Raw genomic sequence first — 20,857 nt, forward strand, 5'->3', positions numbered from 1 at the left:
GTTGTCGGGGGTCGTTACCACGGTGTAGTACGGAAGCACTTCGGCCGGCAGCGTCGTCGTGCCCAGATCAGCGTCATTGCCGTAGCGCCGAGCATCCAGATTGAACTGCACTTGTTTGCTGGCCACACCCATGACATAGCTGACCGCAGACGCGCGATGCGCACGAAGCATGTAACGCGTGTACGACGGATAGGCCAACGCCGCCAGGATCGCGACAATCGCCACCGTGATCATCAACTCGATCAGCGTGAAGCCGCGCGCCCGCCCGCCCCAAGGGACATTCGAGCTTGCCGTCGTCGACGCCATCGGCATCTGTTCCAGAGACTGAGCCATCGGGCTGCATCCTTCATCGCGCGGCCTCGACCCTTGAATCGGATCAGAGGCACATCGCAGCAAATAATTTCAAAATGTCACAAAGTACAAGTGGATGTGAAATTATCACATTTGACGGATATCGGGCTTTACCTACGCGGCCGTTTCGTGGGAAAAGTGACGAAAGGCTAATTTCGACCGACAGGCGGTTCGCCTTCATCCACATCGGCGGCGGTAGACGTACCGGGCGGAGCCCGGCGCCTTCGCAGGAAGCCTCGACCGGCGCACCAGCCGGACTCAGCGGTGGATTCGCAAGGTGTCCGGCGTCCTGAGTTCGAACGCCGGCGCGTCGAGATCGGCCACGCGCATCGACTCGCCCTGATCCGGGTACTGCCGGATCGCGCGCCCCGCATAGTCCCATTCGGCGAAGTGGCAGGGGTCGTAGAAGCCCCCTTGCCACAGGCGCTCGGGCGCGAAGCGGAAGGCGCCCTTGGGGGCATGCCGGGCCACGCACCCCAGGACCGGACTCACCAGGGAGTAGACAAAGAACGCGGGGCGATCCGCCGGGATCGGGCGCTGGCTCCAGGTGTTCGGGGTCTGCGCCTGGAGATCGTCGAGCATCTCGCCGGTCGTGCGCACGAGGGCGAAGGGCGCGTCGTTCCACATGAAGAACTTCGGGGCACCGGCAGGGATGCCGCCCACCGGAATGTCCAGGTAGGGCGCGGCCTTGCTCCCCCCCGGCATGGGAAGATCCGTCACCAGGAAGAGCACGCCAACACCGACCCCCACCCCGACCAGGGCGGCGAGAAAGGCCCGGCGTCTGTCCATCGGAGCAATCTAGCACCGCACCGCTTTCACGGCAGGCGAAAAGGTCAGCCCGCCTTGAAATGCCCCAAAACACCCTTATCATTAGCACTCGTTGGAGTTGAGTGCTAACAGTCCCCCGCTTCACAACGAATGTGGCGCCGGCACCACGCCGTAGCCCAAGCCAAACCCCCGTTCCTATCAGGAGATGCAATGAAACTTCGTCCTTTGCACGATCGCGTGATCGTCAAGCGCATTGAAAGCGAAACCAAGACCGCCTCGGGCATCGTGATCCCCGACAACGTCGCCGAGAAGCCTGATCAAGGCGAAGTTCTGGCCGTCGGTCCTGGCAAGAAGAACGACAAGGGCGAACTCGGCGCAATGAGCGTCAAGGTCGGCRATCGCGTCCTGTTCGGCAAGTACAGCGGCCAGACCGTCAAGGTCGACGGCGACGAACTGCTGGTCATGAAGGAAGACGACCTCTTTGCCGTCGTCGAGAAGTAATTTCTCAAGCCCTCATCCCCCAAACAACTGAATTCGGAGAAATCTCATGGCAGCAAAAGACGTAGTCTTCGGCGGTGAAGCCCGCGCGCGCATGGTCGAAGGTGTCAACATCCTCGCCAACGCAGTCAAAGTGACCCTGGGCCCCAAGGGCCGCAACGTGGTTCTGGAGCGCTCGTTCGGCGCCCCGACCGTGACCAAGGACGGCGTGTCGGTCGCCAAGGAAATCGARCTCAAGGACAAGCTCCAGAACATGGGCGCCCAGCTCGTGAAGGAAGTGGCTTCCAAGACTTCGGACAACGCCGGCGACGGCACCACCACCGCGACCGTGCTGGCCCAGGCCATCGTTCGCGAAGGTTTCAAGCTGGTGGCTGCCGGCATGAACCCGATGGACCTGAAGCGCGGCATCGACAAGGCGGTCACCGCCCTGGTCGCCGAGCTGAAGAAGGCTTCCAAGCCCACGACCACCTCGAAGGAAATCGCGCAAGTCGGCTCGATCTCGGCCAACAGCGACGAAACCATCGGCAAGCTCATCGCTGACGCGATGGACAAGGTCGGCAAGGAAGGCGTGATCACCGTCGAAGACGGCAAGTCGCTGGACAGCGAACTCGACGTCGTCGAAGGCATGCAGTTCGACCGCGGCTACCTGTCGCCCTACTTCATCAACAACCCCGAGAAGCAATCGGCGTTGCTGGACAACCCCTTCGTGCTGCTGTTCGACAAGAAGATCAGCAACATCCGCGACCTGCTGCCCACGCTGGAGCAAGTCGCCAAGGCCGGCCGTCCGCTGCTGATCATTGCYGAAGAMGTCGAAGGCGAAGCCCTGGCGACCCTGGTCGTGAACACGATCCGCGGCATCCTGAAGGTCGTGGCCGTCAAGGCGCCTGGCTTCGGCGACCGCCGCAAGGCCATGCTCGAAGACATCGCCATCCTGACGGGCGGCAAGGTCATCGCTGAAGAAGTGGGCCTGACCCTCGAGAAGGTGACGCTGGCCGACCTCGGCCAAGCCAAGCGCATCGAAGTGGGCAAGGAAAACACCATCATCATCGACGGCGCCGGCGCCGCTGGCGACATCGAAGCCCGCGTCAAGCAAGTGCGCGTGCAGATCGAAGAAGCGACCAGCGACTACGACCGCGAAAAGCTGCAAGAGCGCGTGGCCAAGCTGGCCGGCGGCGTTGCAGTGATCAAGGTCGGCGCTGCCACCGAAGTCGAAATGAAGGAAAAGAAGGCCCGCGTCGAAGACGCCCTGCACGCCACTCGCGCTGCAGTGGAAGAAGGCGTGGTTGCCGGTGGTGGCGTGGCCCTGCTGCGCGCCAAGCAAGCCGTGGGCGACAAGCTCAAGGGCGACAACGCTGACCAGGACGCCGGCATCAAGCTGGTGCTCAAGGCCATCGAAGCGCCGCTGCGCGAGATCGTCAACAACGCCGGCGGCGAAGCCTCGGTGGTCGTGAACGAAGTGTTGGCCGGCAAGGGCAACTACGGCTTCAACGCCGCCAACGACACCTACGGCGACATGCTCGAGCTGGGCATCCTGGACCCGACCAAGGTGACCCGCACCGCACTGCAGAACGCAGCCTCGGTCTCCTCGCTGCTGCTGACGACCGAAGCCATGGTCGCTGACGCACCGAAGGAAGAAGGCGGCGCCGGCGGCATGCCCGACATGGGCGGCATGGGTGGCATGGGCGGCATGGGGATGTAATCCCCCGGCCCCGGCTGCCACAGCCAAGCCAAGAAGCCCCGCAGTGAAAGCTGCGGGGCTTTTTTACGTCAGCAGGAACGAGAACACGGCCCCCTTCTCGGGCCGTGGCAAGAGCCGGATGTCGCTGCCATGCAGCTGCAGGATGCGCTGCACGATGACCAGCCCGAGCCCGCCGCTGCGGCCACCGGCCGACGAAAACACCGGTCGCGTGAACAGTGCCGTGCGCAGCTCGTTCGGGATGCCGGGGCCGGTGTCGCTGATCTCGACCCGCACGCCCTCCTTGTCCTGCCGCAGCTGCACCGCGATCTCGCCGCCCGCGGGCGTATGGCGGATCGCGTTGTCGAGCAGGTTGGCGAGCACGCGCTCGATCATGCCGAGGTCGGCGGTCACGCCCGGCAGGTCCGGCGCGATGTCGGCCACCAGCCGCTGCTGGCGCGCCTCGGCCGCCAGCTCGAACTTCTGGAACACGTCCTGCACCAGGTCGGCCAGGGCGAAGGTCTCCTTCTCGGGCTTGACGACGCCATACTCCAGCCGCGCCAGCTCGAACAGCTCCTGYGACAGCCGCGAGACCTTGCGGCTTTGCGCCAGCGCGATCTCGAGGTAGCGGCGGCGCTCGGCGACGTCGAGCGTATCGGCCTTGACCCACAGCGTCTCGAGATAGCCATGCAATGAAGTGAGCGGCGTGCGCAGGTCGTGCGAGATGTTGGCGAACAGTTCGCGCCGCTGCTGGTCCTGCTGCGTGAGCTCGCGCCATTGCTCGGCGATGCGCTGCGTCATCTGGACGAACGCCTGCGAGAGCGCGGCGATCTCGTCGCCGCCGCGGCGGGTCCGCTCGAACGTCGGCCCGGCGTCCTGCAGCGCCGCCACGCCATCGGCCTCGAACCTGCGGACCGCCCCGGTCAATTCGCGCAGCGGGCGCGTGATCAGATGGAATGCCGCCAACCCGGCGAGCAGGCCCAGCAGCGCGACCAATGCCACCGACCACAACGTCGTTCGCAGGACGTTGCTCGCCGCAGCGTCGGCCAGCAGCGCGTCGCGCTCCTCGCCCGACAGCACCACATAGACATAGCCGACCTCGCGACCGTCGATGCGCAGCGGCGCGGCACTGAACACCTTGCGGGTGCCTTCGGCGCGCGGATCGTCGCCGACGATCGGCAAGGGGGCGCCGTCGAGCAACCGGCGAATCGGCGCCACGTCGACCCTGTCCCGCTTCAGGTGCCCGGGCGGCGCGGCCTGGGCCTGGATCCGGCCGTCGAGCCCGAGCAGGTAGACCTCGACGCTCGGATTGACGGCCATCAGCTTGTCGAACAGATCGCGCACGGCCGCCTGGTTGAGCCCGTCGCGCTCCATCAGGGTCGAGTTCTGCGCGATGTGCGCCGCCAGCCCGCCGGAAAGACGCTGCATCACCTCCTGCTCGTAGCGCCCGCTGGCCTGCATCTGCAGCCAGACCGAGGCGCCGCAGCAGGCGAGCAGCAGCACGGCGAACACCGCCGAGAGGCGGCGCGACAGGCTGCTGCGAAAGAGGCTCATGCCCCGCCCTCCGGTCCGGCCAGCTTGTAGCCGCGCCCCCAGACCGTGAGGATGCGGCTGGGCTGGGCGGGGTCGGCCTCGATCTTCATGCGCAGCCGGTTGATGTGGGTGTTGACCGTGTGCTCGTAGCCGTCGTGCTGGTAGCCCCAGACCTGGTTCAGCAGGTCGAGGCGCGAGAACACACGGCCCGGATGGCGGGCGAAGAAATGCAGGAGGTCGAATTCGCGCGGCGTGAGTTCGACCGGCTTGCCGTCGACCTGCACCTCGCGCGCGACCGGATCGATGCAGAGACTGCCGATGTCCAGGCGCCCCGMCTCCATCCGCGCATTGCGTGCCAGCGCGTCGCTGCGGCGCAGCAGGGCCCGGACCCGCGCCACCAGTTCCAGCACCGAGAACGGCTTGGCCAGGTAGTCGTCGGCGCCGAGTTCGAGGCCCAGGATGCGGTGCACCTCGCTGGAGCGGGCGCTGGTGATGATGATCGGCGTGTAGCGCGTCATGGCCCGGGCCCGGCGGCAGATTTCGAGCCCGTCGATGCCCGGCAGCATCAGGTCGAGGATCAATGCGTCCCAACTGCCGCGCTCGAGTTCGCGCATGCCGGCGTCGCCGTCGGCCRCATGCGTGATGGCGTAGCCCTCGTCCTGCAGGTGCATGCGCATCAGCTCGGCGATGTGGGCATCGTCCTCGACGATCAAGACGCGTTTGGCGGGGTCCATGGAACCGGATTGTGCGGCGATATCGACGGCGCATTTGTCACGATTAATTGAACTCTTCGTGATGAATCGGCCACCGGGTACGGCCAACAATCCGCCCCATGCAACGCGAACTCCCGCCCGCCGGCCACGCACCGATCCATCCGCTGTGGATGCGCATCACGCATTGGCTCAACGCCCTTGCGGTGCTGGTGCTGGTCACCAGCGGCTGGCGCATCTACGACGCCTCGCCGCTGTTCGACTTCGAGATACCGGCCTCGATCACGCTGGGCGGCTGGCTCGGCGGCGCGCTGCAATGGCACTTCGCCGCGATGTGGCTGCTGGCGATCAACGGGCTGGTCTATCTCGCGCTCAACGTGGCGAGCGGGCGGCTGCGCGCCAAGTTCTTCCCGCTGTCGCCGGCCGGCCTCTGGCAGGACCTGCTCGCCGCCCTGCGCGGCCGTCTCTCGCATGCCGACCCGCGCCGCTACAACCACGTGCAGCGCCTGGCCTACCTGTTCGTGATGCTCGACATCACGGTGCTCGTCCTCTCGGGCCTGGTGCTCTGGAAATCGGTCCAGTTTCCGGGCCTGCGGGAGCTGCTGGGCGGCTACGAGACGGCCCGCCGCATTCACTTCTTCGCGATGGCCGCGCTCGTGGCGTTCGTCGCCGTGCACCTCGTGATGGTGGCGCTGGTGCCGCGCACGCTGCTCACGATGCTGAGCGGCCACGGCAAGGAGACAGCATGAAGATCTTCAAGCGCCCCGCCCTCGCCACCCTGCTCGAGGTGGACGGCGACGCCGTGCTGGCCGAGGCACGCAAGCGGATCGGACGCCGCATCGAGCAACCCGCGCGGCGAGCCTTCCTGCAGCGCTCGCTGACGCTGGGCGGCCTGTCGCTGCTGAGCGGCTGCAGCATCAGCGACAACGCCGCGGTCGAGGCGGCGCTGGCCCGGATCTCGCGCTTCAACGATGCGGCGCAAGCCTGGCTGTTCGATCCGAACCGGCTGGCGCCGACCTATCCGGAGTCGATGATCACACGGCCGTTTCCGTTCAACGCCTACTACGGCGAGGACGAGGTCCGCGAAGTCGACGAAGCCGGCTACCGGCTCGAAGTCACCGGCCTGGTCGCCGACAAGCGCCGCTGGACCCTGGACGATCTGCGCGCGATGCCGCAGCAGGACCAGGTCACGCGCCACATCTGCGTCGAGGGCTGGAGTGCGATCGGCAAATGGGGCGGCGTGCCCTTCGCCGATTTCCTGCGCAAGGTCGGCGCCGACACGAGCGCGAAGTACGTCGGATTCAAGTGCGCTGACGACTACTACACCAGCATCGACATGCCCACGGCGCTGCACCCGCAGACCCTGCTCACGCTGACCTACGACGGCCAGCCGCTGCCGCCGAAGTACGGCTTCCCGATGAAGCTGCGCATGCCCACCAAGCTGGGCTACAAGAACCCGAAGCACATCCAGGCGATCTTCGTCACCAACACCTACCCCGGCGGCTACTGGGAAGACCAGGGCTACAACTGGTTCGGCGGCAGTTGAGTCGATCCCGACTCGGCGCTGTTGAAAGCACGCGGCCGTGTTCTCCTGAACCGTGCCCATTCGAAACTTCAACTCACCAGGACACTGAAATGAACAAGCTCACCGCAACGCTCCTCGCTGCTTTCATGGCCGTCGGCTCCGCCTCGGCATTCGCCGCCGATGACATGAGCAAGGACGCGATGTCGAAGGATGCCATGGGCAAGGACGGCATGAAGAAGGACTCGATGGCGAAGGACGGCATGGCCAAGGACAGCATGAAGAAGGACGGCATGAAGAAGGATTCGATGGCCAAGGACAGCATGTCCAAGGATGGGATGGCCAAGGACGAAATGAAGAAGTAGCCGCGCGTTCCAACCCACGCCCGCTCGGACCCACAGGATTTCGCGGGCGAGTACGATCGATCGGCCCCAAGCGGCTGCGGCCGCCGCAGCAGGCCTCATGCAAGGAGCAACACCGGTATGACCCCACTCTCATCGACACCCGCGAACCCACGCGGCACGCCGTTCGCAAGGCTGTCCCGACGCCCCGTGCTGGCCGTGCTGGCACTCGCCGCAGGTGCGGCGCTCTGGCGCGTCGCGCCCTCGTTCGCGGCCGAGGCGGCCATGGTGATCCCCCCACCGGCCGAAGACCCGCCCGCCGCGCCGGGCGCCAGTGTGGAGTCCGCGGTGATCGCGGGCGGCTGCTTCTGGGGCGTTCAAGGCGTCTTCCAGCACGTCAAGGGCGTCACCGGCGCGGTATCGGGTTATGCCGGCGGCCAGGCCTCGACGGCCAGGTACGACGAGGTCGGATCGGGCCGCACCGGCCATGCCGAGGCGGTCCGCATCAGCTACGACCCGAAGCAGATCAGCTACGCGCAACTGCTGCAGATCTACTTCTCGGTGGCCCACGATCCGACGCAGCTGAATCGCCAGGGCCCCGATACCGGCACCCAATACCGCTCGACGATCTTCACGGCCAACCCCGAGCAGGCGCGCATCGCCAAAAGCTACATCGCGCAGCTCGACCGCGCCAAGGTGTTCGGCAAGCCGATCGCGACCACCCTCGAGCCGCTCAAGGCCTTCTACCCGGCGGAGGCATACCACCAGGATTTCATGACCCGCCACCCCGACCACCCCTACATCGCGATCAACGATCTGCCGAAGGTCGACAACCTGAAGAAGGTGTTTCCGGCCAGCTACCGCCCGAAGGCGGTGCTGGTGGGCGCCGGCGGCTGACGGCTCAGACGCTGGCCGGCACGGGCGCGACGGGCGGCCCGTAGGCGTTCGATTCGGGCTGGCCCGGTTGAACCATGAAATAGAGCAGCACCAGGGTGCCGATCACCGGGATCAGCCCGAGCAACAGGAACCAGGCGCTTCTGCCGACGTCATGCAGGCGGCGCGCGCCGGCCGCGAGCAGCGGCAGCAGGAAGACCAGCACCACCAGGTAGTAGACGACCTCGTGGATGAAGCCGCCGACGAAGGCCACGACCACATAGGCCAGGATGAACCACCAGTACTCGGGCCGGCTCGCCCGGCCGGAAAAGTCGGTGTACTTGCGAAAGCAGGTCTGAACGGCCTGTTGAAAGTTCATGAACAACTCCTCTTGATGAGCCCCACGGGGAAATCCCGTGGTCATCATAGCCAGAGGCTACCGATCCTCGATGACGCTTATGCGCGCTGGCGCAGGCGCGCCAGCAGGCCGGCCGTGGAGGCATCCAGGCCCGCGGCATCGCCCGAGGCCAGGCGCGGCTCGATGTCCTTGGCCAGCACCTTGCCGAGCTCGACGCCCCACTGGTCGAAGCTGTTGATGCCCCACAGGGCGCCGCTGCTGAACACGCGATGCTCGTAGAGCGCGAGGAAGGCGCCCAGCGACTCCGGCGTCAGTTGCTCGAAGACGAAGAAGGTGCTGGGCCGGTTGCCCGGAAAATCCTTGTGGCCGCCGGCGTCGGACTGGCCGACCATCAGTGCCTGCGCCTGCGCCAGCGCATTGGCCAGCAGCTTGGCATGGTGGCCCGGCAGGTCGTGCGCGGCGTCGCGCACCGCAATGAACTCCAGCGGCGTCACGTCGGTGCCCTGGTGCAGCATCTGGAAGTAGGCGTGCTGGCCATTGGTGCCCGGTTCGCCCCAGAGCACCGGGGAAGTGCCGAAGGCCAGCGGCCGACCGTCCATGTCGACCCGCTTGCCGTTGCTTTCCATCTCGAGTTGCTGCAGGTAGGCCGGCAGGCGCTTGAGCGCGCTGTGGTACGGCGCGATGCTGCGGCTCGTGAACCGGTGGAAGTTGCGATACCAGGCGTCGAGCAAGCCCAGGCGCACGGGCAGGTTCTGCGCCAGCGGCGCGGTGCGGAAATGCTCGTCCATCGCGTGGGCGCCAGCCAGCAGGCCGCGAAAGCCCTCGGCCCCGATCGCCAGCGCGATCGGCAGCCCGATCGCCGACCACAGCGAATAGCGCCCACCGACCCAGTCCCAGAAGCCGAAGGTGGTCTCGATGCCGAAGGCCCGCGCCGCTTCGACGTTGGTCGTGAGCGCGGCGAAGTGACGCGCCACGTCGACGCCGCCCGACTGCTCGAACCAGCGCCGGGCCGACTGCGCATTGGTCATCGTCTCCGCGGTCGTGAAGGTCTTCGAGGCGATCAGGAACAGCGTGTGCTCGGGCGCCAATCCGCGCAGGATGCCGGCCAGCTCATGGCCGTCGACATTCGAGACGAAATGGAAGCGCTTGCCCGGCGCCGCGAACTGCGCGAGCGCCAGCACCGCCATCTGCGGCCCGAGGTCGGAGCCGCCGATGCCGATGTTGACCACGTCGGTGATCGTGTGGTCGGCGCGAACCTCCTCGGCATAGGCGAGCATCGCGGCCAGCGTGGACTGCACCTCGCCGAAGGGGCCCGCCAGCGCCCCGGTCGCCGGTTCGGAAGGCGGCCGCCTGAGCAGGGTGTGGAGCACCGCACGGTCTTCGGTGACGTTGATGTGCCGGCCCGCGAACATCGCGTCCCGGTGCGCCTCGAGCCCGCACTCGCGCGCCAGCGCCAGCAGCAGTTCCTCGGTCCGGGCATCGACCAGGTTCTTCGACAGGTCGGCGAAAACGAAGGGCGCGGACTGGCTCAGCGTCTCGAAGCRCTTCGGGTCGGCGGCGAAAGCCTCGCGCAGCGTGAAGCGCCGGCCCGCTTCGTCGTAGTGTGCCTGCAGCGCACCCCAGGCCTTCGTCTGGTCGCAGCGAACGCGTGTCATCACGCCTCCATCAGTTTTTCGAGCTTCACGGCGTCGGCGGCGAAGGCGCGGATGCCTTCGGCCAGCTTCTCGGTGGCCATCGCGTCCTCGTTCAACGCGTAGCGGAAGGCGGCCTCGTCGAGCACGACCTTCGGAATCTCGAGGCGTTTCGCCGCTTCGGCGTCGAGCGCGTGCGCGAGCGGCGCCTCGCCGGCGGCCAACTCGGCCAGCAACTCAGGGCTGATGGTCAGCAGGTCGCAGCCGGCCAGTGCGGCGATCTGGCCGACGTTGCGGAAGCTGGCCCCCATCACCTCGGTCGCGATGCCGTTCTTCTTGTAGTAGTCGAAGATCTGGCGCACCGATTTCACGCCCGGATCGTTGGCTCCGGCGTTGGCGGCCTCGTCCCATTGGCCGCCCTGCGACTTCTTGTGCCAGTCGTAGATCCGGCCGACGAAAGGCGAGATCAGTTGCACCCCGGCCGCGCCGCAGGCCACGGCCTGGGCGAACGAGAACAGCAGCGTCAGGTTGCAATGGATGCCCTTCTGCTCGAGCTGGCGAGCCGCCTCGATGCCTTCCCAGGTGGAGGCGATCTTGATCAGCACGCGCTGGCCGACATCGATGTCCTGCTCCCGATAGAGCGCCACGATGCGCTCGGCGCGGGCGATGGTGGCCTGCGTGTCGAAGCTCAGCCGCGCATCCACCTCGGTCGACACCCGGCCCGGGATGATCGACAGGATCTCGGTGCCGAAGCGCACCAGCAGGCGGTCGATCACCTCGTCGATCGGCGCGCCCTTGTGCTTCTTCACCACCTCGTCCAGCAAGGGACGGTAGTCGGCCTTCTGGACCGCCTTCAGGATCAGCGACGGATTGGTGGTCGCGTCCCGTGGCTTGAACTGGGCGAGCTGGCGGAAATCACCGGTGTCTGYAACCACGGTGGTCCATTGGCGGAGGGCGTCGAGTTGGTTCATGCGGCCATTATCCCGCCGCAGCACTACGTGGCGTGTGGTCCCTGGCTGACGCGACGCCGGCGCGCAGGCGTCTAGTCTCGTGTTTCGATTGGTCGCCTCCCGGAGGAATCCCATGTCATTTCGCGCCCACCCTGCACCACCGCCGGCCGCTTTCGACGGTCGCGCCCACAACGCCTCGATCGGCACCCTGGCGGCCGCCTTCTGCGTCGGCGGCGTCGTGACGCTGCTGGCACTCTCCAGCACCCGTACGGCGCGCGTCGAGGCGATCGCCGGCCCGGCGGACGGCGCGCCGCTGATGCGCGCACCGCTCCAGGTGGTGGCCCCGGTCGACCTCAAGCGCTATGCCGGCCTGTGGCACGAGCAGGCACGCCTGCCCAACCGATTCGAGGCATGGTGCACCGGCCCCGTGACGGCCGAATACACCCCGCTGGCCGACGGCACCGTGGAGGTGCGCAACCGCTGCATCCTGGCGAACGGCCGTGTCGATGAAACCGTGGGGTTTGCGCGCGTGGTGCCGGTCGCCGGCCAGCCCGGCGCCGGCCGGTTCGAGGTGCGCTTCGCGCCCGAGTGGCTCGGCTGGCTGCCGCTGGTGTGGGGCGACTACTGGATCCTGAAGCTCGATCGCGACTACCAGGTGGCGCTGATCGGCACGCCGAACCGCCAGTCCCTGTGGGTGCTCTCGCGCGAGCCTCGGCTCGACGGCGCCGCGCTCCAGGCCGAACTCGACTACGCCCGCACGCTGGGCTTCGACGTCGACAGGGTCGAACTGAGCGGCAGGTAGGCGGCGAGCTGCGCCGGCAAGGCGCTCGGCCGCTCGCAATGGATGGCCGTCCAGCCGAGCTCTCGCGCCGCCAGCACGTTGGCCGGCGAGTCGTCGATGAAGACGGTCTGCGGGGCCGCCAGCCGGTACCGCGTCGCCAACAGCTCGTAGATTTCACGCTGCGGCTTGATCATGCGCACATCACCCGAGAAGATGCCGCCGTCGAACCACTGGAAGAACGGATGGCGGTACTCCAGCACCCGCGCATAGGGCGAGGGCATGTTCGACAGGTAGTACAGCCRCAGGTCCTCGCCCGCGTCCCGGCGCCCCCGCAGCCCCGCCAGCAGTTCCACCGTGACCGCGATCGGTTCGAGCCGCTCGCCCATCGGCGCCAGCACCTCGCTGAGCCGGTCGGCCGGCAGCGCGAGGCGCAGCGCCATGCGGCCGATGGCGTCATCGAGGCTGTGGGTGCCGCGATCGAAGCCCAGCCAGTCCTCGTGATGGAACATCTGCCGCGCCAGCGCGTGCGCGGCGTCCGCCGTCGGGGCGTGGGGCGCCAGTTGGGTTTGAACCAGGGCCACGGGCTCCCAGCTCAGGAGCACGGCTCCAAGATCGAAAACGACATTCATGCGGTCACGGGTACGACGGAAACGCCATGGCTGGCGAGGGACAGGGTGGTCTGCGCGCCGGCGGCCAGGGGTCGCGCGAGGTCGCTCGACACCACGAACACCGGGCCCAGCGCGGTGTCGAAAGCATATTCGTAAAAGCTGCCGAGGTAGGCCGACTTGCGCAGGGTCGCGGGCAGGCCGATGGCGGCGCCGATCACCCAGGCCTCGGGCCGCACCGCGACCTTGACGAAGCCCGGCGGCAGGTCGTGGCGCGGCGTCAGGGTCAAGGGGCCCAGCTCGACCCGGCCGTCGGGCTGCGCGAGCGCCGGGAACACCATCGCCTCGCCCATGAAACCGGCCACGAATTCGCTCGACGGATGGCCGTAGAGCTGCTCGGGCGTGCCCTGCTGCGCAATCACGCCGTGGTCCATCACGATGATCTGGTCGCTGACCGCGAGCGCCTCGCTCTGGTCGTGCGTGACGTAGGCGACGGTCAACCGCAGGCGCTGCTGCAGGCTGCGGATCTCCTCGCGCATCTCGCGGCGCAGGCGGGCGTCGAGGTTGGAGAGCGGCTCGTCGAACAGCAGCACGGCCGGCTCGAGCACCAGCGCGCGCGCCAGCGCCACGCGCTGCTGCTGGCCGCCCGACAGCTCGCTCGGCAGGCGTTCGTCGAAGTCGACCAGCCCGACGCCCCGGAGCGCCTCGCGGGCGCGCGCCGCGGCCTCGGCCTTGCGCACCCCGCTCATCTTCAGGCCATAGCCCACGTTCTCGATCACGTTCATGTGCGGGAACAGGGCATAGCTCTGGAACATCATGCTGACGTTGCGTTCGGCCGGCCCCAGCGTGGTGACGTCGCGGCCGCCCATCAGGATCGCGCCCGAGGTCGGCGACTCGAGCCCGGCGATCATGCGCAGCGTGGTCGTCTTGCCGCAGCCCGAGGGCCCGAGGATGGTGGTCAGCGTGCCCTCGGGCACCTCGAAGCTGATGCCTTTGACGGCCAGCGGTGCGCGCGCGTCGCTGCCGTAGCGCTTGGTGACGTTGCGCAGTTCGATGCCTTGGCTCATAGGTGTTCCCGTGTTCAGTGTGCGGCGACCACGATGCTGGGTGCACCCTGCTTGCGTCGCCCCAGCTTGCGCTCGCCCACCAGCATCTGCACCGCCGCGATCGCGATCGACATCAGGATCATCAGCACGGTGCAGTAGGCCAGCGCGACACCGTAGTCGCCGTTGCCGACGCGGCCGATGATGTAGGTGGTGGCGAGTTCGTTCTCGGCCGTGACCAGGAAGATCACCGCGCTCACCGTGGTCATCGCGCGCACGAAACTGTAGACCAGCGCGGCCACCAGCGCCGGCTTCAGGAGCGGCAGCACCACCTGGAACAGCGTCTGCGAGGTCGAGGCGCGCAGCATCAGCGAGGCCTCGTCGAGCGRACGGTCGAGCTGCTTGAAGGCCGCCGTGCCGGCGCGCACGCCGACCGGCAGGTTCCGGAACATGAAGCACAGCACGATGATGAGACCGGTGCCGGTGAGCTCCAGCGGCGGCACGTTGAAGGCGAGGATGTAGCTCACGCCCAGCACGGTGCCGGGAATGGCGAAGGCCAGCAGCGCCGCGAATTCGAAGGCGCCCTGCCCCTTGAACTCGTTGCGCGCCAGCAGCCAGGCGATCAGCAGGCCGAGCCCCGCGGTCAGCGGCGCCGAGATGCCGGCCAGCTTGACCGTGGTGATCAGCGAGTTCCAGGCGGTACCGGCCCACACCAGACCGAACTGTCCCCATTCGAGTGCGAACGCGGTCTTGAAGTGGTTGAGCGTGAAGCTGTAGTCGCGGCCCCAGGTCTGGACGAAGCCGCCCGCGAAGGCGAACAGGTAGACCACCACGGTGAAGGCGATCCACGGCAGCGCGACGCAGTAGATGGTGCGGCGCACGCCGTCGGGCAACGCCATCGCGATGCCGGCGTCGCCCTTGCCGCTGACCGTCGTGTAGTTCTGCCTGCCGAGCACCGCGCGCTGGAGCGCGAAGACACCGAGCGCGAAGATCGTCAGCACCCAGGCCAGCGAGGCAGCGCGGCCCTGGTCGTACTGCGCGCCGACGATGGCGAAGAAGATGTCGGTCGACAGCACCGAGAACTGGCCGCCCACCACCACCGGGTTGCCGAAGTCCGCGATGCTCTCGATGAAGCCGACCAGGAAGGCGTTCGCGAGCCCCGGCTTGACCAGCGGCAGCGTGACCGTGAAAAAAGCGCGGCGCCGGTCGGCGCGCAGCATCTGCGCGGCTTCCTCGAGGCTCGGCGAGACGCCCTGCACCACGCCGCGCATGATCATGAAGGCGATCGGCGTGAAGGCGAAGAGCTGCGCCACCAGCACACCCGGCATGCCGTAGAACCAGCGCGTCGGCTCGATGCCGAAGGCGCTCTCGAGCAGCTGGTTGACGACGCCGGCGCGCCCGAACAGCAGGATCAGGCCGAGCCCGACCACGAACGGCGGCGTGATGATCGGCAGCAGCGCCAGCACCCGCAGCGGTCCCTGCCAGCGGCGGCTGCCGCGCTCGGCCATCAGCGCCATCAGGGTGCCGAGGAAGGTGGTGCCGGTGGCCGTGAGCAGGGCCAGCACCAGCGTGTTCCAGGCCACGCCGCAGCGCACGCCGCCCGCCAGGCAGCCCAGGCCCCAGACGCGCTCGGTGCCGATGCGCGCCAGGAAGGCCGCCATCGACGCGCGGCCATCCTCGTCGAGGAAGGCCCCGCCCAGCGCCTTGCTCACGGGGTAGGCAATGAACAGCGCCATCAGCACGCCGCAGCCGATCACCGCGCCGGACACGAACAGGTCGCCCTTGAAGAATCCCAGCCGCGCCAGCCCGAAGGCGGCCAGCAGGATCAGCGCCGAGAGCGCGATGAAGCCGCCCGCGCCGATGCCGAACTGGTTGACCGGCAGTTCGCCGAGTTGCGCGTTGAGGAAGGGAAAGCTCCAGCCGCGGGCGCCGATCAGGAAGCCGCTGAGCGACAGTCCGACGGCCCCCACGGCGCCGCCCACGAGCAGCACCCGGCCCTGAGTGCGTCCGGCCTGCAACAGGCCGCCGAGGCCACAGATGCCGAGGCCGATGAGGCCGATCCAGAGCCAGCCGCGGCCCTGCAGCAGCGCCTGCATCAGGCCATTGGCGCCTTCGCCGGAGCCGAAGACCTGCGGGATCGCCTCCCACCAGCCGGTGTCCTGGATCGCATACCAGGGCAGCACAAGGTAGCCCAGCAGCCCCGCCGCGATGCAGGCCCAGACCGGGGCATTGGGGCGCCGTGACCGCATGCTGTCAGCGCGGCAGCGAGTTGACGTCCTTCTCCCAGCGCGCGATCAGCCGCTTGCGTTCGGTGCTGGCGCCGTACTTGGCGTAGTCGTAGTCGATCATCTTGATCTTCTTGAAGTCCGGCACGTTGGCATCGACCGGCGTCGCCTTGTTGGACGGCAGCTGGAACTGCTTGGCCGCGGCGCCGAAAGTCTGGGCCTGCGGCGTCAGCGCCCACTCATAGAACTTCTTGGCCTCGGCCAGGTTGCGCGCGCCCTTCACGATGCTCATCGAGCCGATCTCGGCCCCGGTGCCTTCGGACGGCGTCACGGTCTCGACCGGAAAGCCCTGCATCTTCTCCTGTGGCGCGTCGTGGACGAAGCTGATCGACACCGCGGTCTCGCCGCGCGCCACCGCCTTGATCGGGCCGGTGCCCGAGCGCGTGTACTGGCCGACATTGCGGTGCAGCCCCTTGAGGTAGTCGAAGGCCTTGTCTTCGCCCATCAATTGCACCAGCGTCGCGATCATGGTGTAGGCGGTACCGCTGGAGGCCGGGTTGGCCACCTGGATGTCGCCCTTGTACTCGGGCTTCAACAGGTCGGCCCAGCTGCGCGGCACAGCCAGCTTCTTTTTCTTCAGCAGCTCGGTGTTGTAGCCGAAGCCCAGCGGGCCGGAGTAGATGCCGACCGTCTTGTAGCCCGACTGCTGGGCCTGCTGCTGGGCCCACGGGTAGAGCTGCGGCAGGCTGGGCGACTTGTACTCGAGCGTCAGGCCCGATTCGGCGGCCTGCAGGTGCGGGTCGCCGGTGCCGCCGAACCAGACGTCGGTCTTGGGGTTGTCCCGCTCGGCGATCAGTTGCGCCAGCGCCTCGCCCGAGCCCTTGAGCGCCATGTTGAGCTTGACGCCGGTGGTGCGCGCATACACCGTGGCGATCATGTTGCACCACTCGGCCTGCACCGAGCAGATCACGTTGACGGTCTGGGCCGACGCGGCGCCCGAAGCGCCCAGCAGCGCAGCCGCCGCGGACATCACGAAAATTCTCTTCATCAGGACCCTGCTCAAGCGTAATAAGGTCCTCCCTGTTTCATATGAGCTTAGCCTGGAGCGAGGATGGCAACGATCGGTACAAGTACCATTCGCTGGCAAGCTTCATGCTCGACTCCCTCAACAACACGGATGTATCCATGAGTTTCGACCTCGTCCTCTTTGGCGGCACTGGCGACCTCGCGTGGCGCAAGCTGATGCCGGCCCTGTTCCAGGCCTTCCGCCACGGCAGCCTGCCCGAGGGCGGACGCATCATCGGGGTGGCGCGCGACGAGCTGACCGACGACGCCTACCGCGAGCTGATCCGGTCACGCTTCGCCGCGGTCGAGGGCGCCAAGCGGCCGACGCCCGAGGAGTTCAAGAAGTTCGCCTCGATGCTGTACTTCCTGCGCATGGACCTGTCGAAGCCCGAGGACTACGCCCGGCTCGCCGAGCTGCTCAAGACGCGCAACGCAGGCACGGTCGTGATGTACCTGGCCACCGCGCCGGGGCTCTTCACGCAGGTGGTCGAGCAGATCGCCGCCGCCGGGCTCAACGGCCCGCAGACGCGGCTGGTGCTCGAGAAGCCGCTGGGCCACGACCTGGCGTCGAACCGCGCGATCAACAAGGCGGTGCGCGAGGTGCTGTCCGAGCAGCAGGTGTTCCGCATCGACCACTACCTCGGCAAGCCCTCGGTGCAGAACCTGTTCGCGATGCGTTTCGGCAATGCGCTGTTCGAGCCGATCTGGCGCCGCGAGTACATCGCCAACGTCCAGATCACGATCGCCGAAGACCTCGGGGTCGAAAAGCGCGGTGCCTTCTACGACCAGACCGGTGCCCTGCGCGACATGGTGCAGAACCATGCGCTGCAGCTGGTCTGCGCGATCGGCATGGAGCCGCCGATCAACGCCCACGCCGATGCGATCCGCGACGAGAAGCTCAAGGTGCTGCGGGCGCTGAAACCGTGGACCGCCGAATCCATCGGCCTGCACGCGATCCGCGGCCAGTACGTCGCCGGCACGGCCTACGGTGAGCGGGTGCCCGGCTACCGCGACGAGCCCGGCGTCGACCCCGAGAGCCGCACCGAGACCTTCGTCGCGCTGCGCACCGAGATCGCCAACTGGCGCTGGGCCGGCGTGCCGCTCTACATCCGCACCGGCAAGCGGCTGGCCTCGCGCGATGCGCGCATCGAGGTCAACTTCCGCGAGACCCCGCACGCGATCTACCGCGCCCCCACGAACGCGGTCAACAAGCTGGTGATCAACCTGCAGCCCAAGGACGGGCTCGAACTCCATATGCTGGCCCAGGCCCAGGACAACCGCCAGCGCAACGGCAACCGGCAGGCCGGCCCGCAACTCGCGCCGGTGCAGCTCGACCTCGACTTCGACAAGCGCTTCGGCACCGAGCGCGTGGGCGCCTACGAACGGCTGCTGCTCGACGTCATCGACGGCCGGCTGAACCTGTTCGTGCGCAGCGACGAGCAGGAAGAGGCCTGGCGCTGGGTCGAGCCGCTGATCGACAGCTGGGCTTCGGATGGCGCGCCACGACCCTACGCCGCCGGCACCTGGGGCCCCAGCGCATCGAGCGCGATGATCGCAAGAGACGGCTACGCCTGGGGCGAAGAGCAATAGCTGTGGCCGGCGCAGCCAGGCCCGTTGGTGAAACACCGCGGAACCGGCTTTGCCGGGCCGCTGGTGTTGCCCCCGGTAGGGGGTGGGCGGGCTACACGCAGTGAGCCCAACCTGGGGGCGAGCCTAATCTCTGTTTTCTTCCACGGCGTGGCAGGCTACTTGGACGCCGCGCAGCATCTGCAGCGGCGGCCGCTCCACCTTGCAGCGCTCGTTGGCCAGCGGAYAGCGCGGATGGAAGGTACAGCCGGTGGGCGGGTTCAACGGGTTCGGCACCTCGCCCTGCACCGGCGTGCGCCGGCGGCCTGTGTGCTTCATCTGCGGGATCGCATCGAGCAGCATGCGGGTGTAGGGGTGCTGCGGCGACGCGAAGAGCTGCGGCTTGTCCGCCACCTCGACCAGCCGCCCCAGGTACATCACGCCGACCTGGTCGGCCACATGCCGCACCACGGCGAGGTTGTGCGAGATGAAGAGGTAGGTCAGCCCCTGCTCGCGCTGCAGGTCCTTCATGATGTTGAGCACCTGCGCCTGCACGCTGACGTCGAGCGCCGAGGTCGGCTCGTCGCAGACCAGGAACTCGGGCTGGGTGGCGAGCGCTCGCGCGATCGAGATCCGCTGCCGCTGGCCGCCCGAGAACTGGTGCGGGTACTTCACCATGTCGAGCGGGCTCAGGCCGACCGACTGCAGCAGTTCGCCCACGCGCGCCTTGAGTGCCGGCCCCTCCTTCAGGAGACCATGCTCGAGCAGCGGCTCGCCGACGATCGCCTCGACGATCCAGCGCGGGTTGAGGCTCGCATAGGGATCCTGGAAGATCATCTGGATGCGCCGGCGCAGCACGCGCCCTGCGGCGGTCTTGAACGCGGCGTGCGCATCCTGGCCATCGAAGCGCATGCCGCCTCGCGTCGGCTCGTACAGGCCGACCAGCAGCCGCGCCACCGTGCTCTTGCCGCAGCCGGACTCGCCGACCAGCGCCAGCGTCTTGCCGCGCTCGATCGAGAAGCTCACGCCGTCGACCGCCTTCAGCAGCACCCGGGGCTTGCGCTCGAGCACCCGGTTGAGCCAGGGCGGCGAGACGTCGAAGTTCTTGGCCAGATCGTGGGCCTGCACCAATGCTGTCATTCGATCACCTCCGCGCTGCACGCTACGGTATTCGCCTTGGGAGCGGCCCGGCGGCTCATTCGATCACCTCCGCGCTGCGCGCTGCGGTATTCGCCTTGGGAGCGGCCCGGCGGCTCATGCTGCACCTCCGTAAGCCGGCGAGGCGCTGTGCACCTCGTGCAGCCAGCAGGCCGCGCGGGTCGCGCCGGCGTCGAACAGGTCGGGCCGCTCCACCAGGCAATGGTCGAACACGCGCGGGCAGCGCGGGTTGTAGGCGCAGCCGCGCGGAATCGCATTGAGGCGCGGCATCGCGCCGTCGATCTGGTTCAGCCGTTCGCGGTCCATCGACATGTCGGGAATGGCGGCCATCAGGCCCGAGGTATAGGGATGGGCGGGCTGATGGATCACTTCGTGTACCGGCCCGATCTCGGCCACCCGGCCCGCATACATCACGGCCACGCGGTCGCAGGTTTCGGCGATCACGCCCATGTCGTGCGTGATCAGCATCACAGCGGCGCCGCGCTCCTTGCAGATGCCCTTGAGCAGTTGAATGATCTGGGCCTGGATCGAGACATCGAGCGCCGTGGTCGGCTCGTCGGCGACGATCAGCTTCGGCTCGGCCGCCAGCGCCAGGGCGATCACCACGCGCTGGCGCATGCCGCCCGAGAACTGGTGCGGGTAGTGGTCGATGCGCTGGGCCGCCGCCGGAATGCCGGTGTCCTGCAAGAGGCCGATGGCGCGCCGGCGCGCCTCGTCCTCGCTCACCGGCAGGTGCGTGCGGATGGTTTCGATCAGTTGCCGGCCGATCGTGTACAGCGGGTTCAGGGAAGTCAGCGGGTCCTGGAAGATCGCGCCGATCTTGCGTCCGCGGATGTGGCGCATCGCCTCGTGGCCGAGGTTGTCGATGCGCTGGCCTTCGAGCAGGATCTCGCCCGCCGCCACGCGGCCCGGCGGTTCGAGCAGGCCGATGATGGCCGCGCCGGTCAGCGACTTTCCCGCGCCCGACTCGCCCACCACGCCGAGGATCTCGCCCGGGGCGATCTCGAAGGAGATGTCGTCGAGCGCACGCAGGGTGCCGCGGCGGTGCGGGAATTCGACGACCAGGTTCTTGACTTGCAAGAGACTCATGTGCGGTGCTCCACCTTCAGCGCAAACGCGGGTTCAAAGCATCGCGCAGCCAGTCGCCGAGCAGGTTCACGCTGAGCGCGATCAGCACCAGCATCGCGCCCGGGAACACCGTGAT

General features: G+C 67.6%; 21 protein-coding genes and 1 pseudogene. 8 read left to right on the forward strand and 14 right to left on the reverse strand.

Going from position 1 to position 20,857, the window contains the following annotated elements:
- Window positions 1-333 (reverse strand): type IV pilin protein (locus tag AC1D2K_RS08740; protein WP_478087964.1); only part of this gene is annotated, 333 nt, incomplete at its 3' end.
- Window positions 334-609: 276 nt separating this feature from the next.
- Window positions 610-1,140, reverse strand: coding sequence for a Rieske (2Fe-2S) protein (locus AC1D2K_RS08745; RefSeq protein WP_478087965.1), 531 nt, complete (start codon window positions 1,138-1,140; stop codon window positions 610-612).
- A gap of 189 nt (window positions 1,141-1,329) precedes the next feature.
- Here AC1D2K_RS08745 and AC1D2K_RS08750 point away from each other — a divergent pair, with 189 nt between their 5' ends.
- Both AC1D2K_RS08750 and groL read left to right on the forward strand, forming a co-directional pair.
- Window positions 1,330-1,620, forward strand: coding sequence for a co-chaperone GroES (locus AC1D2K_RS08750; protein ID WP_478087966.1), 291 nt, complete (start codon window positions 1,330-1,332; stop codon window positions 1,618-1,620).
- 46 nt (window positions 1,621-1,666) lie between these two features.
- Entirely contained in the window at window positions 1,667-3,316 is a 1,650-nt protein-coding gene (gene groL / locus AC1D2K_RS08755; protein ID WP_478087968.1) for a chaperonin GroEL, read from the forward strand.
- A gap of 63 nt (window positions 3,317-3,379) precedes the next feature.
- Here groL and AC1D2K_RS08760 read toward each other — a convergent pair whose 3' ends face one another.
- A complete protein-coding gene (locus AC1D2K_RS08760; protein ID WP_478087970.1) occupies window positions 3,380-4,846 on the reverse strand; it encodes a sensor histidine kinase in 1,467 nt (488 codons plus the stop codon).
- Entirely contained in the window at window positions 4,843-5,559 is a 717-nt protein-coding gene (locus AC1D2K_RS08765) for a response regulator transcription factor (protein ID WP_478087972.1), read from the reverse strand. The genes AC1D2K_RS08760 and AC1D2K_RS08765 overlap by 4 nt, the downstream gene beginning before the upstream one ends.
- A gap of 98 nt (window positions 5,560-5,657) precedes the next feature.
- Here AC1D2K_RS08765 and AC1D2K_RS08770 point away from each other — a divergent pair, with 98 nt between their 5' ends.
- From AC1D2K_RS08770 to msrA, 4 genes are all read left to right on the forward strand, one after another.
- Window positions 5,658-6,284, forward strand: a complete 627-nt coding sequence (locus tag AC1D2K_RS08770; RefSeq protein WP_478087974.1) for a cytochrome b/b6 domain-containing protein — start codon at window positions 5,658-5,660, stop codon at window positions 6,282-6,284.
- A complete protein-coding gene (locus AC1D2K_RS08775; protein ID WP_478087976.1) occupies window positions 6,281-7,081 on the forward strand; it encodes a molybdopterin-binding protein in 801 nt (266 codons plus the stop codon). Before AC1D2K_RS08770 ends, AC1D2K_RS08775 begins: the two co-directional genes overlap by 4 nt.
- Before the next feature lie 89 nt (window positions 7,082-7,170).
- Entirely contained in the window at window positions 7,171-7,422 is a 252-nt protein-coding gene (locus AC1D2K_RS08780) for a pentapeptide MXKDX repeat protein (RefSeq protein WP_478087978.1), read from the forward strand.
- 117 nt (window positions 7,423-7,539) lie between these two features.
- Window positions 7,540-8,295, forward strand: coding sequence for a peptide-methionine (S)-S-oxide reductase MsrA (gene msrA / locus AC1D2K_RS08785; RefSeq protein ID WP_478087980.1), 756 nt, complete (start codon window positions 7,540-7,542; stop codon window positions 8,293-8,295).
- A 4-nt stretch (window positions 8,296-8,299) separates the two neighbouring features.
- Here msrA and AC1D2K_RS08790 read toward each other — a convergent pair whose 3' ends face one another.
- The 3 genes from AC1D2K_RS08790 to tal all read right to left on the reverse strand — a co-directional run bounded on the left by AC1D2K_RS08790 (window position 8,300) and on the right by tal (window position 11,231).
- On the reverse strand, window positions 8,300-8,650 hold the full coding sequence (locus AC1D2K_RS08790; RefSeq protein ID WP_478087982.1) for a DUF805 domain-containing protein: 351 nt from the start codon (window positions 8,648-8,650) through the stop codon (window positions 8,300-8,302).
- A 77-nt stretch (window positions 8,651-8,727) separates the two neighbouring features.
- The gene (gene pgi, locus AC1D2K_RS08795) at window positions 8,728-10,284 is read right to left on the reverse strand and encodes a glucose-6-phosphate isomerase (RefSeq protein WP_478087983.1); all 1,557 of its coding nucleotides are present in this window, start codon (window positions 10,282-10,284) and stop codon (window positions 8,728-8,730) included.
- The gene (gene tal, locus AC1D2K_RS08800; RefSeq protein ID WP_478087985.1) at window positions 10,284-11,231 is read right to left on the reverse strand and encodes a transaldolase; all 948 of its coding nucleotides are present in this window, start codon (window positions 11,229-11,231) and stop codon (window positions 10,284-10,286) included. The genes pgi and tal overlap by 1 nt, the downstream gene beginning before the upstream one ends.
- A 112-nt stretch (window positions 11,232-11,343) precedes the next feature.
- Here tal and AC1D2K_RS08805 point away from each other — a divergent pair, with 112 nt between their 5' ends.
- Window positions 11,344-12,012, forward strand: a complete 669-nt coding sequence (locus tag AC1D2K_RS08805; RefSeq protein ID WP_478087987.1) for a lipocalin family protein — start codon at window positions 11,344-11,346, stop codon at window positions 12,010-12,012.
- On the opposite strand, the gene AC1D2K_RS08810 is transcribed toward AC1D2K_RS08805, so the two are convergent.
- Genes AC1D2K_RS08810 through AC1D2K_RS08825 form a run of 4 tightly spaced genes read right to left on the reverse strand, consistent with a single transcriptional unit; the run spans window position 11,958 to window position 16,912 of the window.
- Window positions 11,958-12,620: an HAD family hydrolase gene (locus tag AC1D2K_RS08810; RefSeq protein ID WP_478087989.1), complete on the reverse strand. Its 663-nt coding sequence runs from the start codon at window positions 12,618-12,620 to the stop codon at window positions 11,958-11,960. The genes AC1D2K_RS08805 and AC1D2K_RS08810 overlap by 55 nt on opposite strands.
- Complete coding sequence (locus tag AC1D2K_RS08815; RefSeq protein ID WP_478087991.1) at window positions 12,617-13,663, reverse strand: ABC transporter ATP-binding protein; 1,047 nt, start codon at window positions 13,661-13,663, stop codon at window positions 12,617-12,619. The genes AC1D2K_RS08810 and AC1D2K_RS08815 overlap by 4 nt, the downstream gene beginning before the upstream one ends.
- A gap of 14 nt (window positions 13,664-13,677) precedes the next feature.
- Window positions 13,678-15,888: an ABC transporter permease gene (locus tag AC1D2K_RS08820; protein ID WP_478087993.1), complete on the reverse strand. Its 2,211-nt coding sequence runs from the start codon at window positions 15,886-15,888 to the stop codon at window positions 13,678-13,680.
- A 4-nt stretch (window positions 15,889-15,892) separates the two neighbouring features.
- Window positions 15,893-16,912 (reverse strand): ABC transporter substrate-binding protein, encoded by a 1,020-nt coding sequence (locus AC1D2K_RS08825; protein WP_478087995.1) that lies wholly within the window; start codon window positions 16,910-16,912, stop codon window positions 15,893-15,895.
- A gap of 137 nt (window positions 16,913-17,049) precedes the next feature.
- Between AC1D2K_RS08825 and zwf the strand changes: the two genes are divergently transcribed.
- Window positions 17,050-18,519 carry a glucose-6-phosphate dehydrogenase gene (gene zwf / locus AC1D2K_RS08830; RefSeq protein ID WP_478087997.1) on the forward strand — a complete coding sequence of 490 codons (1,470 nt, stop codon included), beginning with the start codon at window positions 17,050-17,052 and terminating at the stop codon, window positions 18,517-18,519.
- A 123-nt stretch (window positions 18,520-18,642) separates the two neighbouring features.
- Here zwf and AC1D2K_RS08835 read toward each other — a convergent pair whose 3' ends face one another.
- The 3 genes and pseudogenes from AC1D2K_RS08835 to AC1D2K_RS08845 all read right to left on the reverse strand — a co-directional run.
- Window positions 18,643-19,635: an ABC transporter ATP-binding protein gene (locus AC1D2K_RS08835; protein ID WP_478087998.1), complete on the reverse strand. Its 993-nt coding sequence runs from the start codon at window positions 19,633-19,635 to the stop codon at window positions 18,643-18,645.
- A gap of 114 nt (window positions 19,636-19,749) precedes the next feature.
- Window positions 19,750-20,742, reverse strand: coding sequence for an ABC transporter ATP-binding protein (locus AC1D2K_RS08840; RefSeq protein WP_478088000.1), 993 nt, complete (start codon window positions 20,740-20,742; stop codon window positions 19,750-19,752).
- A gap of 16 nt (window positions 20,743-20,758) precedes the next feature.
- Window positions 20,759-20,857, reverse strand: a pseudogene (locus AC1D2K_RS08845) (ABC transporter permease); the annotation flags it as partial.

It is taken from the genome of Variovorax sp. P1_H12_2 (assembly GCF_056405335.1).